Origin of the sequence: Paenibacillus sp. cl6col, assembly GCF_900102125.1 — a bacterium.
GTDB classification, from domain to species: domain Bacteria; phylum Bacillota; class Bacilli; order Paenibacillales; family Paenibacillaceae; genus Paenibacillus_B; species Paenibacillus_B suaedae.
On record NZ_FNAZ01000004.1, the window covers coordinates 362296 to 377241 of the forward strand.

Consider the following 14946-nt stretch of genomic DNA (forward strand, 5'->3'; position numbering starts at 1 on the left):
TAATATGAAGCTTGGAGGTGAATAGGGTGAGCGTCATGCAGCTTGGCAATTTTACAATTCATTGGGGCCTGCTCGTTAGCCTGCTCTCCTTGCTTCTAGCAGCTGGGGCGGTGGCGCTCCGGGCACGCGCGGAAAGTGGAATCTCGCGCCGTTATGGAGATTGGGCAATGACGGTTATTCTAGTCGTCATACTCAATGAGAAGTTCGGATTTCTATGGGACACGCCCTCAATTCTGTGGCGGCAGCCGCGTTCGCTGCTGTACATGACAGGCACTTCCACAGAGGGCAACATCCTGCTTGTGCTTGGCATTATTGTATGGACGACCTTATACATACGCAAGCATCAATTGTCTTATCCCGTGCTCATTGATCTATTGTCGCATAGTATGTTGACTTTCGTAACGGCATATGGATGGCTCTATACGCTTAATGGTGGACAGGCCCCGGGATTTACACCGCTGCTTCAGCTTAGTGGATTCCAGGTGGAGGGGATACCGCCGGCTGAGACGCTCGGTTGTATCGTTCTCCTGGCCTTGCTCTGGTCTCGTCAGAGAAGGCTCGGATCGCTTATTGACGCACAGATCGCCTTTGTTGTATGCGGTGTGGTCGGCATGCTTGGAAGTTATGCATATGGCAGTGGATCTACATGGATGTACTTAACAGTGGATCAGTGGATCTACAGTGTAATGCTAGCGGTAGGTTATATGGTAACCCGCAGTAGAGAGCGGGGAGTGGGGCATAAGAATACGCAGGCCGAGGCTGCAATGCCTGTAGAGCCTCCTGCATCACAAGGATAGGTCAGTTGCTGCCTGAGCATAATAGAACCGACTTTGTGAAAAGGAGGCCTATGCGATGAGCCAAGATTCAAAGGAACAGCGCAAGCAAGACAAGCAAAACAGCGCTGCGAATGATACCTGCGGAGTCGATAAGAAGTTGAATGGTCCGAATCGCCCTTCTACGTAGAAGGATGCGATCTTCGGTCATGGAGCTTCCTCAGTAATGAGGGCCTAACTGGTAGAAGTCAGTGAGCCGGAACCGTTATCGGTTTCGGCTTTCCCTTGCTTTACTTCACTACAAATGGTTACAATAGTAGCGACAGTGTCCGATGGTACTCATCCATCACTGACAACGGAATTATTTATAGAGTAGGAGTGAAGTACGGATGTCCATGTCTTTTGAGCAATATATGCGTGATATGGTTCAACCTATGCGTGACGAGTTAACTTCCATCGGCTGCGTTGAATTGCGAACACCAGAGGAAGTGGAAGAGAAGCTGGCTACAGCGAAGGGAACAGCACTTGTTGTTGTCAATTCAGTATGCGGTTGTGCCGCTGGACTGTGCCGTCCAGGCGTACGCAAGTCATTAGAGAATGATGCTACACCTGACCACTTGTTCACCGTATTTGCTGGGCAAGATAAGGAAGCAACGGCGAAGGCTCGCGAATACTTCGCGCCATATCCGCCTTCTTCTCCATCGATCGCTTTGATGAAGGATGGCGAACTGGTGCATTTCATCGAGCGTCATCAAGTAGAGAACCGTTCAGCAGAGGAGATTGCTGCTGATCTGACGGCTGCATACGATAAGTTCTGCCGCTAAGTTAACTATGCCCCGCATCTTGTGATGCGGGGATTTCTATAGAGTTGTAGGCCAAGCACGGATGCTTGTAGGAAGGGGACGAAATAATGAGTTTACAGCAAGAGATTATCAAGCGCTTCAACGTGCAGACACAGATCGATCCAGATGCTGAGGTGCGCAAGCGGGTCGACTTCTTGAAGCAGTATGTGTTGAATACAGGAACGAAGGGGCTTCTGATCGCGATTAGCGGCGGGATTGACAGTGCGGTTGCGACGGGATTATGCAAGCAGGCGACGGATGAATTGACTGCAGAGACAGGCAAGGAGTATATGACGCTTGGCGTGTTCCAGCCTTATGGTACTCAGGCAGATATTTCTGACAGCTATGCAACCGCGCAAGCATTCAATCTGAAGCATACGGTAGAGACGAACATTGCTAAAGCGGTTGATGAAGCCGCCCAAGAGGTAGAAGCGGCGCTTAAGCAGCTGCCGGAAGCACGTTCCTTGAGTGTTCCGAATAGAGGAAACATGAAGGCTCGTACTCGGATGGTTGTGCAATACGCGCTTGCCTTTGATCTGAATTTGCTAGTTGTAGGTACTGATCACGCTTCTGAGGCGTTGACTGGCTTCTATACGAAGTGGGGAGACGGAGCAGTGGACATTACGCCATTGTCTTCTCTGAATAAGCGTCAAGTGCGCCAACTCGCGAAGCATATTGGTGTCCCTGCTAGCGTCATTGATAAGGCACCAACAGCAGGCCTGTGGGAAGGCCAGACCGATGAGAAGGAGCTTGGCATTACGTACGAGCATAATAGTGACTATCTCGAAGGTAAGAACATACCGGATGACGTGCGCGAGAAGATCGAGCGCCAATATCAGAAGACGGAACATAAGCGTTCCCCGATTCCCGGCATTTAACAGAACGAAATAACAGGTACGCCGCTGAAAAGCAGTTACCTATGACAGAAGGCAAGCATCGCATTGGATGCTTGCCTTTTTGTATACATTGGACGCTTTCCGAACTACTCGGTATCATGCATGCCTGCTTTATTGCGCCTTCACTTTTGGTTATATCGCGCGAGGATGTGCATCATGGGATACGCCCTGCCAGAATATTTCTTTTAATCGAGGGCGTGCGGCCTGCGGCCGTACTGCGCACTGTTCCTCAAACAGGCTGCCTAGTTTCAGGCAAGCTGTAGACAATGCAGATTCAGAGCCAGCGGCAACGAGCAACCCGCGGGATTCTAAATAGGCGATGACAACTTCATCTTCCTGAAGCTTGCGTTTCAAACGGAATGGAGATTCTGGATGATTAAGCTGCTGTTCTGTATATATGAAAATCGAATGTTCAGGATAAAGCGTATGCTCGATGAATGGGAGATGACATGTGATGACTTCTTGCTGAGTAAGTGACGCTAGGAGATGCTGGAGTGTAGAAATAGAGTGTTTGACATTGGCATTCGTGCGTAAGTCTGAATATAGAGTCGTCATAGGTATCCTCCTTGCTGACTGTGTCTGCGTACAGCGTGAGTGCGCTGCTGCGCTGAAGAATGTTATTCTGAGAATTACCCGTATTCTATCAGATTGAACCGAAAAAACAAGTGAACGGACTGTGACGGATAATGCAATCTAGTGAAGAATTCAATAGCTCATTTATTCCACAATATGTATAATATAAGTGGTTAGTTTTGTATTTTTCTGTTATCTGTTCAATATCAAGGTACTTATTTCATTGAATGGAAAGAGGCGATGGAATGGCAAAGCAGCGTTTTAAATTGGCGAATGGTTATCGCGTGTTGTCGGTATGGCTAGCGGTTATTATGCTGGCAGTCTCCAGCATGGGCTCTGCTCGTGCGGAGGAAGAACTGAACGTGTCCGCCAGTGCAGAGATTGTAGCTAAATGGGAATTTGCAAACCTAAAGAACGATCCAGGCATCTTCCATGCCGCGTCCGGTTTATCCAAAGATTCTGCTACTCTTATCCAAGAGGTCGGTGGGAGTTCCAGAACAGGATTTACATTCGATGGGAGCGAAAAGAGCATCCGTTATCAAGGATGGGACAAGGGCAAAGGCAAGAAGGCTTGGCTAGCCGCCTTATCGACGAAGGGACTGGAGCAAATTACAGTATCTTCGCAGCAGAAGTCCTCCAGTACTGGGCCTAGGGACTTCAAGCTCCAAATCAGCACGGATCTGGCTAAGTGGACGGACGTTGTAAAAGGAACACTTGTGCTTGGCACGGAATACAGTTCTGCCAGCTCGTTAAACGGTATTGCGCTGCCAAGCAGTGCGGATGATCAGGAGCGATTATATATTCGTTGGGTCGTAAACTCCGATTCAAAAGTGTCAGGCAGCGGCTCGATAAGCGATACGGGCTCAAGTCGGATCAAGGATATTGTTGTTCAAGGCGTACCAAAGAAGAACAGTTCCCTCAAGGCGCCGCAGTTGTTAAACATGACCTTCAATGGAGGTACCAAGACAAGCCTGGCGTTTGCCTGGTATACGCCGAAGGAGGTAACCGGCACGAAGCTGCAGGTGGTGGAAGCCTCCGAAATGGGGAACGGCGCATTTCCAGAAGCTAAGGCGACTACTTATACGGGAAGTTCCGACATTATCGAGACATTCATGGTAAAAGGCGATCGATCCACCAAGAAAAAAACGAAATTCGCAAGCCATAAGGTCACAGCTGATAATCTGAAGCCGGGGACGTCATATCGTTATCGGGCAGGAAATGGGGATGCGGATGGATGGGGAGTTATCGGCTCATTTACTACGGATCACGCGGACAATCGGGATTTCCATTTTATCGTAGGATCGGATTCGCAAGCCTCCAGCAAGTCCACATTCGAACTCTGGCAGGATACGTTCCGCAGAGCGATCGAGCATATCGGGGATCCGAAGTTCTTTATATTAACTGGGGATTTGGTCGATAATGGCGATTTGGAATCACAGTGGCAGTGGTTTCTGGATCTCCCTCAGCAGGAACTTGCCCGAGTGCCGCTCGTGCCCGTACTTGGCGGCCATGAGGTGAAAGATTACGATGGAGACGAAACTACGGACAACAATAATTTCTACAACCATTTTAACTTGCCGAAGGATGTAGTGAAAGGTACTCATGACGGTTCCGTGTATGCGTTCGAATATGGGGACGCGCTCTTCATGCAATTCAATTCCCAGTTCGAGGGCGGATTGAATAAAAAAGGAGAACTAGAGAGGGTGGATCCTGAATTCAACGCTCAATTGGACTGGATGAGAAATCAGGTTGCGAAGACTGATAAGAAATGGAAGTTCGTATCGCTCCACAAAGGTCCTTACTCGGCAGGAGACAATGCGGGACAGTGGGAAGATGGCCGTATCCAGTTCTACAAAAAATACTTGGTACCCGTATTCGATGAGCTGGGAATTGATATTGTGTTCGAGGCCCACGACCATATGTATATGAGATCCTACCAAATGCTCAATGATAAGCCAATCAAAAACGTGGTGAAGGATAAAGAGGGAAATGTAGTCGATCCGAAAGGCTCCGTGTACCTCATGACAAATTCAGTAGGCGGGAAATTTTACGAAAAACATCCGGGGTATGACGATTATTTTGCAGTCATTGACGCACAGCCGTTCAAAAAGATGTTCACTGATGTTTCGATATCGAACGATGTTTTGAAATTCACGTCCTATACGGCGGCAAAGAACGAAGAGGTTAAGAAATACGACGAGTACAGCATTAAAAGAACGGACGGCAAGCCTGGCAAGGTGGAGCAAGCCAACCTGAAGTTCGAGAGCAGAGATGCGATTCTGTCGTGGAGCCGTCCTGCCGTTGGATCGGAGCCTGTTAGAGGTTTCCGAATATATGAGCAGGATGATAAGGTGGGGAAAAATTGGAGTCTGTATATCCCAGCCCTTCCAAGTCAATCCGAATATAGTTATGTGCTTAAGAACATAGATTCTAAGCAGAGCTATCGCTTCGTAATTAAGGCGGTAGGAGCAAGGAATAATTCGGATCCCATTCAGGTTACTCATGGCAAGCAGTAAGCTTGGCGAATTGGCGACATCGGGAAGCTTCGGAATTACGGTTTGAAAAACAAGAAGAGTGCGCATCAGCAGTAGTCTGGCTACGTCACATATTCGATATAATACTGTATAGAACCAAAAGCAGAAATAAATAAACCGGTTCCTACTGCATAGTAGAACCGGTTTATTTATATTGTTATCGCTTTTAGATGATTCACTTCGCCATGATCTTAAATTGGAGTCTCGGTTATAATCCTTGCACCGTTGGAGCAGGTGCCGGTTTCAGCTTGCGAGTTCGTCTGTGGCCAATTACCCATGATACGAGCAGTGTCCAGATTGGAATAACCCAGAGGAAGACTGCGAATGGTGCATATTGATGAACGGGAATACCCAATATTGTGCCGCACAGTACCGCAAGCAGGTTCCAAGGGATAATAGCGGCAAAGACGAGCGCGCTGTCCGCGATCACCCTTGCGAGTTGTTCCTTCGGGAAACGCTCCGACCACAGCGGCATCACGCTCCGGCCTGCCATCATAATTGGCAGTGTCTGCGTACAGGATACAAGGGTTAATGATAATCCGAATAAACCGACACGGACGGTTGCTCCTGGCAGAGCGCTGTTGCGTCCAATAAAGGCAGCGATATACGGCTCCAGCGAACGAGTAGCCTCCAATATGCCATTAAAAGCACCCGCGATCATAATAAATAGGACAAGCTCAATCATATGCAGCACTCCCTTCGTATGAAGGGAAGGGAGCTCGGCATTTTCATATCCGAACAAGAAACCATTCACCCATTCGACTGGCGTCGCTCCTTGCAGCCATGTACCGATCACGAGCGCAACAATAATGGACATGGTAAAGGCGATGCGAGCCTGTAGTCGGAATAAGATTGCGATAATCAAGACAGCAGCAGGAGCGAACAGCCAAGGACTGAAGGTGAAGTGGCTATCGAATGATTCCATGCGCAGTGCTTGTTCCGGTACAGTCCACCTCCCCTGTGTATCGAACCACATGAAGAATGCAGTCGCTGAAGCCAGTGCGAGCAGTGTGGTAGGCATGAGAGCTGGGTATTGCCGACCGACACTCGTCCCTGTAGAATCCGCGACAAGACGATGCGTGCTGGAGAATGGCGATGTCCGGTCTCCGACAAAGGCACCGGAGACAAGTGCCCCTGCCATAAGCGGCAAAGGAACGCCTGCAATCGCAGCTACCCCCATCATAGGGATACCTACAGCACTAAGTGTTCCGGTTGAAGTCCCGAGCAGCATGGAGAAGATCGTGGAGAACCAGAACGTGAGTGTTGTCATATAAGCAGGATCGATCCAAGACAACCCCTGTTCGATAAGATAAGGGATCGTTCCGCTTATGGTCCATGCGGGAATCATAAGTCCGACCATAATAAGTATCCAGGCTACCCCAAGTGTATGCTTGGCGCCATCCCTCATATAACGAAGCAGAGATGTCCATGCATTGCCTTGGCGGTGAGATAAGATGGTGAGAACGATGAAGCCGAGTGCAAATCCAATAAGGAGTGGGATATGAAGCAAATAAGCTGCAGTTAGTCCTGCAATGGTAGTCATAATGACCGTAATCAGCTGTTGTTTCGATAACATGGCAATTAGGCAACTCCTGTCTTATACTCTAATGCTGCATCTATCATGCAAGCAATAATTATCACGATGGTTCAAGCAGATTACGTTCAGGTTGTACTGTCGTTCTTCGCTGGCAGTTCAATGTGGGTGGTGATGAAGCCAGTCCGAGGTTGCCTCGATTGCAGCTTCAAGTGCTGGGGTCGTGCCTTGGAAGGGATGAACCGTATTAAAGGTGTGTCCGGCATTATCAATGGTTATCCATTTCGCTGAAGGATAGTTATCAATTAGCTGTGCCGATCCCTCGCGGAATCCAGGCAAATCATCGGAGCCTTGAACGAGAAGCAGGGGGAAATGAGCCTTCTTCATACGTTCAATCAATGCATATCTCTCTGCATTGGCCTCCAAATCCTCCAGCATAACCCGATCTAATGGCAATGCCTCTTTGGTGCGGGCATTAATAACGGCAGAACACCCGGATTGCCTCATCTCCTCCTTCTGTTGTCCCGTGAACAAATCCATATTCGTTACACCATTCCACGAAATTACGCCACTTACCGCATCTGGGTGGTCGAGTGCATAGAGCAGACTGCTTGCGCCTCCACGGCTATGTCCGAGCAAGTAAATGGGTGTCTCCGGCATTACATCATATTCGATTCCTTCAGAAATTATCCACTGGCCAAATTTATCCGAACGTATCCAGTGGAAGAGACGATCTATATCTTCCTGCTCTCGCTGATAGGTGTTAACGGCAAATCGCTCAGGTTCATCGAAGCGATCGAGCGAAGGACCGACACCATTGTATGTAAAGTTGAAGGTTAGGGTCAGGAGTCCGCTGCGTTCAGCTAGCTGTTCACCGACATAAGGGAACATGCCCCAATCCTTGAATCCCTTGTAGCCGTGGGCTACAAGAAGCACACCTTTCTTTGGCTTTTCCTTTGAATTGAAGGTGCTGCCAGGGGTGAAGGCATCGCCTCGCAAAATGCGTTCTTGCCCTTCCCATGTGAGCGTAAATGAATGTCTCATTAATCCGACCCCCTTGGTCTGATAATATCCAGCCATATTGTAACACAGAATAAGAAAAATGGTGCATGGTATTCCACTAAATGTATTGACATATTTAGGTTTACAGGTGTACTATGTGTACTAGTTGAAGTAGTACACTTGTGAACGAATCTATTTGAAGCTGCTACGTAATTGCAAATGTGAAAGGAGGCTGCCATGTTTCGATTACATGAACAGAGCGCTATGCCGATTTATGAGCAAATCGTCGAACAGATGAAGGCTCTAGTTGCGCAGGGAGCGCTGCAAAGCGGAGACAAGGTGCCGTCCGTGAGGGAGTTGTCGACAATGCTGTTAGTAAATCCAAATACAGTGAGCAAGTCTTATCAGGAATTAGAACGCCAAGGAGTAATTGTGACGGTTCGAGGCAAAGGAACATTCATTGCGGATACACCTGTCCCTCGCATGGCGAATGAACGAATGACGAAGCTGAAGGATGAATTGAACCGCATCGCCGTTGAAGCGAAACATTTGGGGCTGGAACGGAAGGAATTTATAGAGATGGTGGAGCAAGCTTCGGAGGAATGGTGGAGGGATGAATCATGATGCGAGTGACGGATATCCATAAAGCAATAGATGGGAAACCGATACTTCGCGGAGTAAGCTTTACGATTGAACCAGGGAAAATCATTGGACTCGTAGGACGGAATGGAGAGGGTAAGACCACCTTACTGCGGACGTTGGTTGGGGTATACGACCCAGATCAGGGCAGTGTATCGTATGCCAGCAAGGATATTCACACGCACACACATGCGGCATGCAAGCAGGATGTTGTATTCGTACCCGATGCTCCAACTGCGCTAGAAATGTACACGATTCGGGAATGTGCTGCATGGTACGGAATGATCTATCCCAAATTCGATTTGTTCTTCTTTACGTCGGCGATGGAGCGGTTCAAGCTGCCGATGCACAAGCGAGTTCGCACCTTGTCCAAAGGGATGAAGATGCTGTTCAGTACGGCGCTTGGCCTTGCAACGAAAGCGGGGTTGATCCTATTCGACGAACCGACGAATGGCGTCGATGCCGTTGCTAAGAAACAGCTCCTCAGCTTAATTGTCGACTCGCTCCATGAGAACAATTCCATTGTCATCTCGTCACATATGCTCAGTGAGCTTGATCGGATTGCCGATTCTGTGGTTCTGCTGCGAGATGGGAGAACGGATGATATATGGGAACTGGAGCTTTTGCGCGAGCAGATGAAGAAGCTGCAGATTGTATTTAACGGGGATAAATCTCCGATGTGGCTGCATCGGGAAGATGTGTTCGTTCTACAACAGGTCGGCCGTGTATATACGGTTATCCTAGAGTCGAATGAAGCAATGACAGAATTGCAAGAGATGAAGCCGCTGCTCGTCGATGAGCTCCCATTGACGCTAGAGGACTGGTTTATCGGGAAGGCGGGAGGTAACGATGATGAAGCATAAGCTGTTCGTAAAGGCGCTCTGGTGGAAGGAATATCGTCAGACACGCGTACTGCTGTGGCTCATGCTGCTGGCGAGTTTTTTTCCTATCGTTTATACGCATATGTGGAAGTTGTGGTGGGCTTCTAAGTCGATGAGGGATACATTTGTTAAGAATGTTACCTATGTATTTCAAGATGGCCGTGCAGGCGATAATCTGTATAACGATTATGGCGGTGGTTTGATTTTTATCATCCTTGGTAGTTTTATATTGTCTATTTGGCTATTAGGACAGGAACGGCGAAATCAGGTGAATGAGCATATGTTTGCCCTGCCTTATCCAAGATGGATATTGTATTTGACCAAATGGATGATTGGTATTGTGTACATTGTGAGCGCAATTGTTATTACACTGGGATTAGATTTCGTGGTGCTCGCATCCTCGCATGTAAGTGAATATGTCTCTATAGGGGAGATAGTTGTACGAGGACTCCATATGATTTTTGTAGCAGTATCCATATACACGCTTACCTTGTTCCTAGGATCTTTTACAGGAACATGGTCAATGCAGGCGTTGTTGTTTCTGCTTTGCATGACTCTATTTGATTTTCTGCGGTTTGTAATAGGAAAATTCATTCATATATTCATGATTCCTGTGTCAGAATCCGCTCAATCTGTAATTGATATTGGCGTATGGGACAGATTTAATGTAGGGAATTGGGTCACGCATGAAGGGCCTGGATATTCGTATGGGTTTATAAGTATCGTTTCGATATTGTTATTACTCGCTGGCATGTGGCTGTACTCCCGCAATCGTACGGAGAATAACGGCAAACAGTTTGTATTCCCTGCTATAGAAAAGGCTTATATTGTGTTAGGTGTCATATTTGCAACGCTGTACGGGGGAACTGTGGGTTATGACTTTTTTTCTCCGGGAAGGATTGGATATGTGTGCGGAGCAGGGGTTGGAGCTGTTCTTTGCTATCTGATTATTCGAACCTTGACACATATGCGCCCGCGTCGATAGAAATATAGATTTTGCTGCTGGTTGAGAGAGTCATCCATATTTAATGTTCAGGGGATGTAGGTTCAGAGGGTTATTTTCTGTTGGGAGGTTCGGATTTTATGAGTTCAGAAGCAGTCCTTCAGCTCCGCAATGTAACCAAACAAATTGGTAAGCGCACGATTGTGGATCAGATGTCATTTGATGTTCCGGCGGGAGAAGTATTTGGATTTCTGGGTCCCAATGGGGCGGGCAAGACTACAACGATTCGGATGATTGTGGGTTTAATTTCGATGACATCTGGTGAAATCTGCGTGAAAGGAATTCCTGTGCACAAGGAGTTCGAGCAGGCAATGACCCATATTGGAGCGATAGTGGAAAATCCAGAGATGTATAAGTTTTTGACAGGGTATCAAAATCTCGTATATTACGGACGAAGACATTCGGGCATAACGAAAGAGCGGATTGACGAGGTCGTGAAGCTCGTTGGGTTGGAAAATCGCATTCATGAGAAAGTAAAGCGCTATTCACTGGGTATGCGGCAGCGGCTTGGTGTCGCTCAAGCGCTGTTGCACAAGCCTTCCGTATTAATTCTCGATGAGCCAACGAATGGGCTGGATCCAGCGGGGATCCGTGAGCTGCGAGATTATTTGCGCAACTTGGCGCATCAAGAAGGCATCAGTGTCGTCGTATCCTCTCATTTATTGTCCGAGATGGAGCTGATGTGTGATCGAGTTGCGATCATCCAGAATGGCAAGCTGATCGATGTTCGCTCGATGAGGCAATTGAAGGAGAAAGCGGATACGCAGCATATCGTGATTGATGTCGACAACCCGAGGGCAGCTTGGGAGATGCTATCTGCAATGATGCCCGATCTTGATATGCATGTTGATGAAGGCCAGCTTCATATTTCGGCAGGGCGCAAGCGGGTGCCTGACCTGACAAGGGCGCTCGTGCATGCAGACATCGATGTGTACGGCATTCAAGCGGCAAATCTGTCATTGGAAGATCAATTCTTGGAGCTGACAGGAGGAGAGCGTATTGTCTAGCTACTACAATCTGATTCAGAACGAGAATATGAAGATATACCGGCGTCCTCGTACATGGATTATGATCGGAATACTTATGGCTGTTATTGTGCTGCTGACCGGTATTATGGAAATTGACAAAGACCCACGCAAGGGTGAGGGATGGCAGCAATATCTTGTCCAATCCAATGAACATTTGAAGCAGCAACTTACAGACACCAGTGGAAATATTGGGCCGGACGCGAAGCAGGAGTTAACGAACCGGATCCAGCTCAATGAATACTACATGGAGCATAATCGTAATCCGCATGCCTTGAACATATGGAGCATCGTGAATCTTTCTTCGAAGCTGATGCTGGTTGTTATTCTATTTACTGTTGTTATTGCAGCGGATATGTTCGCTGCCGAACATTCGTGGGGGACGATCAAGTTATTGCTCGTTGGGCCAGCCTCACGCACCCGCATATTACTGAGCAAGTATGCGGCTACCCTCCAATTTGCATTTGTTCTTACTGCAATCAATATTCTATTCTCCTTTTTGGTAGGAGGGGTTGTTGAGGGTTTTGGAGGTTTCTCACAGTCACTCATAGGTATCGGAGAAGACGGTGCAATTGTAGAAAGTTCGAGGTTGCTTGCGCTGCTGAAGGATTATGGGTTCAGTATCATTGAGCTAGTTATGTTTGTGACATTGGCCTTTATGATATCGGCGGCATTCCGCAGCTCGTCTATGGCTATCGCATTTTCCCTGTGCTTTTTGCTCATTGGCGGAAATATGGCAGCGCTCTTCGCGCATTATAGCTGGGGGAAATATATACTGTTCGCCAATATCGACCTCCGTCCGTATTTCGAGGGAACACCACTCCGCCCGGATATGACGCTCGGATTCTCGATTGCCGTGCTGATTGTTTACTTCCTTGCATTTCACGTTGTTTCTTGGCTTACCTTTACAAAGAGAGATGTAGCAGGATAATAGAGCTGGGCCGCCTACTTGGATAGGCGGCTTTTGTTGCTTCTGAGTACATTCACACCTTCTGCACCTTCCGACTTCCTATTTCCCGGTAATGACCTTGGACCATGAATGAAGAAATGGACATTCGTTGAAAGCATTCTTGTAACCGTACTATGCCACTGTATGGAACGAGCGTATTTCAATCACCAAGACAACTTCGATGATAAGGTCTCAAATCTTATTTATGCTTGCATGTTACGTAGTGATGAATCATCTACCTCTTTGATTTGGTGTTATCATTTATGCTTGCATGCAACACGGCTAAGAATCATGTACCCTTTTGGTTCTGTGTCTCTATTTATGTTTGTGTGTAACGCATTTGCGAATCATCTCTATCTTTGATTGAGCGGCATCAGCAGAGCATTAACGCCGTTTCGAATCAGTTGCATCTTGATTGCGTATCATCGGAACTTGTTCTTATTTGCATGTAACAGGCTTTTGCATCATTTGCAGCTTCACTATCATGCTCCGCCCTCACTATTGTTGCCATTCGCCCATGTTCGTGCATATGTTGGAGTAGTGGCCCCACGTACTGATTATCTTTCATGAGACTAGGGGCATACATGCGTGCTTGGACAAGGGGTGACTTTTGCCATCTTAATTGTCTGAGAAAATTTGATATACTGGAATGTATGTATGGGAACGTCCATACAACGATAGAGAGCTTCACATAGGCGAACACTCTCGTATTGGTATGGCTATAATGGATGTTAATGTGAAATGAATGTAATGGTAAGGTTGAATGAATAAGATAAGTAAGGATGGAATAGCATGCATAACCTCTCAGAACGGTATCATGAATTATGTAAACGGATTGCGGAAGATTCGATAAAACAAGGTGAATGGCTCAAAGAACATACTTATACCCGAATGGGTGGCAAGGCCGATTTGTATGTAACGCCCGATAATTACGAAGGGCTGCAAGTTGTCATTGATTTCGCACGTCAGCATGAACTGCCGCTAACGATCCTTGGATTCGGCTCCAATCTAATCGTGAAGGATGGCGGAATTCGAGGAATTGTTGTCAATTTGAACAAGTTGAACAAAATCGAACGCCACGGAGATCAGATCATCGCGCAGAGCGGTGCGGCAATTATCGACGTATCGCGTGCCGCGCGGGAGCATCATTTGTCGGGACTTGAATTCGCTTGCGGCATACCGGGTTCTGTAGGTGGAGCATTGTACATGAATGCTGGTGCATACGGCGGAGAGATTGCGGATGTATTAGAAAGTACGCTGGTGCTTACGCCGGAAGGGGAGCTAGTTCGGCTTACCAAGGAGCAGCTTGAATTAGGATATCGCCACAGCAACATCGGTCCGAAAGGATATATGGTGCTGGAAGCAACGTTCTCACTTGTACTGGGAGAATATGATGCAATTAAGGCGAAGATGGATGAACTCACATTTTTGCGTGAATCGAAGCAGCCGCTTGAATATCCATCTTGTGGCAGTGTCTTTAAACGTCCTCCGGGGCATTACGCGGGACAGCTCATTCAAGAATCCGGTCTGCAGGGAACGCGTTTGGGTGGTGCTGAAGTATCCACGAAGCATGCAGGATTCATCGTTAACGTGGACAATGCGACTGCAGGCGAATATATCTCTCTTATTCGCCACGTACAAAAGACAGTTAACGAACGATTCGGCGTCGAGCTCGAAACTGAAGTTCGCATCATCGGCGAAGACGAATAATCACAACCCCCTGATCTTGTAAACGGTTTGAGATAAACGGATCGGAACACACAGTTCAGATCCGTTGCAAATGTTGTAGAGCCCTATGGAGGCCAGAACCTAATTCCAACATTGATGGAATTCCTCTGGTGTATCCACAGGGCTCTTGTTGTTTGTATTGTTTGTCTAGTGATGGCATTTGGGTGTGTGATTTGTCCTCTTGCGGAGGAAAAAACACTAAAATGTCTTTCAAATAGTGGACACATTTTCGGAGGGGAGGTATATTCCCAGAAGTCCTTTTTATCTATATGTGGTGATATATGTCCGTATTTGTTTCTATATATAGAAATTCAGGTGTGGAGGATATACTATCGTCTTTGTCCACCTTTGTATAGACATTTCTCTTGTTTGTCTATTCCCAGTGTACAAAATAGTAGTACGCGCAGATAAGTGTGTTCAATTAGTTGCATTGATCTCACCAACGTCGTAAAATGCTGTCGGTCGAAGCCAAATGCCAAATGCCAAATGCCAAATGCCGAAGCAAAAACCAAGACCAAGATCCGAGACCGCAAGACCAAGACCGAGACCAAGACCAAGACCGAGACC

The 14946-nt window shown here is 47.4% G+C and carries 14 protein-coding genes; 11 read left to right on the plus strand and 3 right to left on the minus strand.

Annotation, left to right across the window (positions count from 1 at the left end; genetic code table 11):
* Positions 1-35 precede the first annotated feature (35 nt).
* The 4 genes from BLS15_RS13470 to nadE all read left to right on the plus strand — a co-directional run bounded on the left by BLS15_RS13470 (position 36) and on the right by nadE (position 2493).
* Entirely contained in the window at positions 36-797 is a 762-nt protein-coding gene (locus BLS15_RS13470; RefSeq protein ID WP_231515212.1) for a hypothetical protein, read from the plus strand.
* A 55-nt stretch (positions 798-852) separates the two neighbouring features.
* Positions 853-963 (plus strand): hypothetical protein, encoded by a 111-nt coding sequence (locus BLS15_RS29195; RefSeq protein WP_005543361.1) that lies wholly within the window; start codon positions 853-855, stop codon positions 961-963.
* A gap of 199 nt (positions 964-1162) precedes the next feature.
* Positions 1163-1597, plus strand: coding sequence for a BrxA/BrxB family bacilliredoxin (locus tag BLS15_RS13475; protein ID WP_021256168.1), 435 nt, complete (start codon positions 1163-1165; stop codon positions 1595-1597).
* Between the two features lie 86 nt (positions 1598-1683).
* Entirely contained in the window at positions 1684-2493 is an 810-nt protein-coding gene (nadE, locus tag BLS15_RS13480) for an ammonia-dependent NAD(+) synthetase (RefSeq protein WP_090511995.1), read from the plus strand.
* Positions 2494-2643: 150 nt separating this feature from the next.
* Here nadE and BLS15_RS13485 read toward each other — a convergent pair whose 3' ends face one another.
* Positions 2644-3066 (minus strand): hypothetical protein, encoded by a 423-nt coding sequence (locus tag BLS15_RS13485; RefSeq protein ID WP_090512000.1) that lies wholly within the window; start codon positions 3064-3066, stop codon positions 2644-2646.
* A gap of 263 nt (positions 3067-3329) precedes the next feature.
* Here BLS15_RS13485 and BLS15_RS13490 point away from each other — a divergent pair, with 263 nt between their 5' ends.
* Positions 3330-5600: a metallophosphoesterase gene (locus BLS15_RS13490; RefSeq protein ID WP_090512004.1), complete on the plus strand. Its 2271-nt coding sequence runs from the start codon at positions 3330-3332 to the stop codon at positions 5598-5600.
* A 226-nt stretch (positions 5601-5826) separates the two neighbouring features.
* Here BLS15_RS13490 and BLS15_RS13495 read toward each other — a convergent pair whose 3' ends face one another.
* Both BLS15_RS13495 and BLS15_RS13500 read right to left on the minus strand, forming a co-directional pair.
* On the minus strand, positions 5827-7194 hold the full coding sequence (locus BLS15_RS13495) for a Na+/H+ antiporter NhaC family protein (protein ID WP_090512008.1): 1368 nt from the start codon (positions 7192-7194) through the stop codon (positions 5827-5829).
* A gap of 117 nt (positions 7195-7311) precedes the next feature.
* On the minus strand, positions 7312-8196 hold the full coding sequence (locus BLS15_RS13500; protein WP_090512013.1) for an alpha/beta hydrolase family protein: 885 nt from the start codon (positions 8194-8196) through the stop codon (positions 7312-7314).
* Between the two features lie 195 nt (positions 8197-8391).
* Here BLS15_RS13500 and BLS15_RS13505 point away from each other — a divergent pair, with 195 nt between their 5' ends.
* The 6 genes from BLS15_RS13505 to murB all read left to right on the plus strand — a co-directional run bounded on the left by BLS15_RS13505 (position 8392) and on the right by murB (position 14361).
* Positions 8392-8778 carry a GntR family transcriptional regulator gene (locus BLS15_RS13505; RefSeq protein WP_021256162.1) on the plus strand — a complete coding sequence of 129 codons (387 nt, stop codon included), beginning with the start codon at positions 8392-8394 and terminating at the stop codon, positions 8776-8778.
* Positions 8775-9656 carry an ABC transporter ATP-binding protein gene (locus BLS15_RS13510; RefSeq protein ID WP_021256161.1) on the plus strand — a complete coding sequence of 294 codons (882 nt, stop codon included), beginning with the start codon at positions 8775-8777 and terminating at the stop codon, positions 9654-9656. The genes BLS15_RS13505 and BLS15_RS13510 overlap by 4 nt, the downstream gene beginning before the upstream one ends.
* Complete coding sequence (locus BLS15_RS13515) at positions 9643-10659, plus strand: acetoin ABC transporter permease (protein ID WP_235075174.1); 1017 nt, start codon at positions 9643-9645, stop codon at positions 10657-10659. Before BLS15_RS13510 ends, BLS15_RS13515 begins: the two co-directional genes overlap by 14 nt.
* Positions 10660-10757: 98 nt before the next feature.
* A complete protein-coding gene (locus tag BLS15_RS13520) occupies positions 10758-11684 on the plus strand; it encodes an ABC transporter ATP-binding protein (protein ID WP_021256159.1) in 927 nt (308 codons plus the stop codon).
* On the plus strand, positions 11677-12633 hold the full coding sequence (locus BLS15_RS13525) for an ABC transporter permease (protein ID WP_021256158.1): 957 nt from the start codon (positions 11677-11679) through the stop codon (positions 12631-12633). Before BLS15_RS13520 ends, BLS15_RS13525 begins: the two co-directional genes overlap by 8 nt.
* An 810-nt stretch (positions 12634-13443) precedes the next feature.
* Positions 13444-14361: a UDP-N-acetylmuramate dehydrogenase gene (gene murB, locus BLS15_RS13530; RefSeq protein WP_090512016.1), complete on the plus strand. Its 918-nt coding sequence runs from the start codon at positions 13444-13446 to the stop codon at positions 14359-14361.
* Positions 14362-14946: the final 585 nt, after the last annotated feature.

Coding starts and splice junctions, on each gene's coding strand:
- BLS15_RS13470 (WP_231515212.1), top strand. CDS start 36: ATGCAGCTTGGCAATTTTACAATTCATTGGGGCCTGCTCGTTAGCCTG.
- BLS15_RS29195 (WP_005543361.1), top strand. CDS start 853: ATGAGCCAAGATTCAAAGGAACAGCGCAAGCAAGACAAGCAAAACAGC.
- BLS15_RS13475 (WP_021256168.1), top strand. CDS start 1,163: ATGTCCATGTCTTTTGAGCAATATATGCGTGATATGGTTCAACCTATG.
- nadE (WP_090511995.1), top strand. CDS start 1,684: ATGAGTTTACAGCAAGAGATTATCAAGCGCTTCAACGTGCAGACACAG.
- BLS15_RS13485 (WP_090512000.1), bottom strand. CDS start 3,066: ATGACGACTCTATATTCAGACTTACGCACGAATGCCAATGTCAAACAC.
- BLS15_RS13490 (WP_090512004.1), top strand. CDS start 3,330: ATGGCAAAGCAGCGTTTTAAATTGGCGAATGGTTATCGCGTGTTGTCG.
- BLS15_RS13495 (WP_090512008.1), bottom strand. CDS start 7,194: ATGTTATCGAAACAACAGCTGATTACGGTCATTATGACTACCATTGCA.
- BLS15_RS13500 (WP_090512013.1), bottom strand. CDS start 8,196: ATGAGACATTCATTTACGCTCACATGGGAAGGGCAAGAACGCATTTTG.
- BLS15_RS13505 (WP_021256162.1), top strand. CDS start 8,392: ATGTTTCGATTACATGAACAGAGCGCTATGCCGATTTATGAGCAAATC.
- BLS15_RS13510 (WP_021256161.1), top strand. CDS start 8,775: ATGATGCGAGTGACGGATATCCATAAAGCAATAGATGGGAAACCGATA.
- BLS15_RS13515 (WP_235075174.1), top strand. CDS start 9,643: ATGATGAAGCATAAGCTGTTCGTAAAGGCGCTCTGGTGGAAGGAATAT.
- BLS15_RS13520 (WP_021256159.1), top strand. CDS start 10,758: ATGAGTTCAGAAGCAGTCCTTCAGCTCCGCAATGTAACCAAACAAATT.
- murB (WP_090512016.1), top strand. CDS start 13,444: ATGCATAACCTCTCAGAACGGTATCATGAATTATGTAAACGGATTGCG.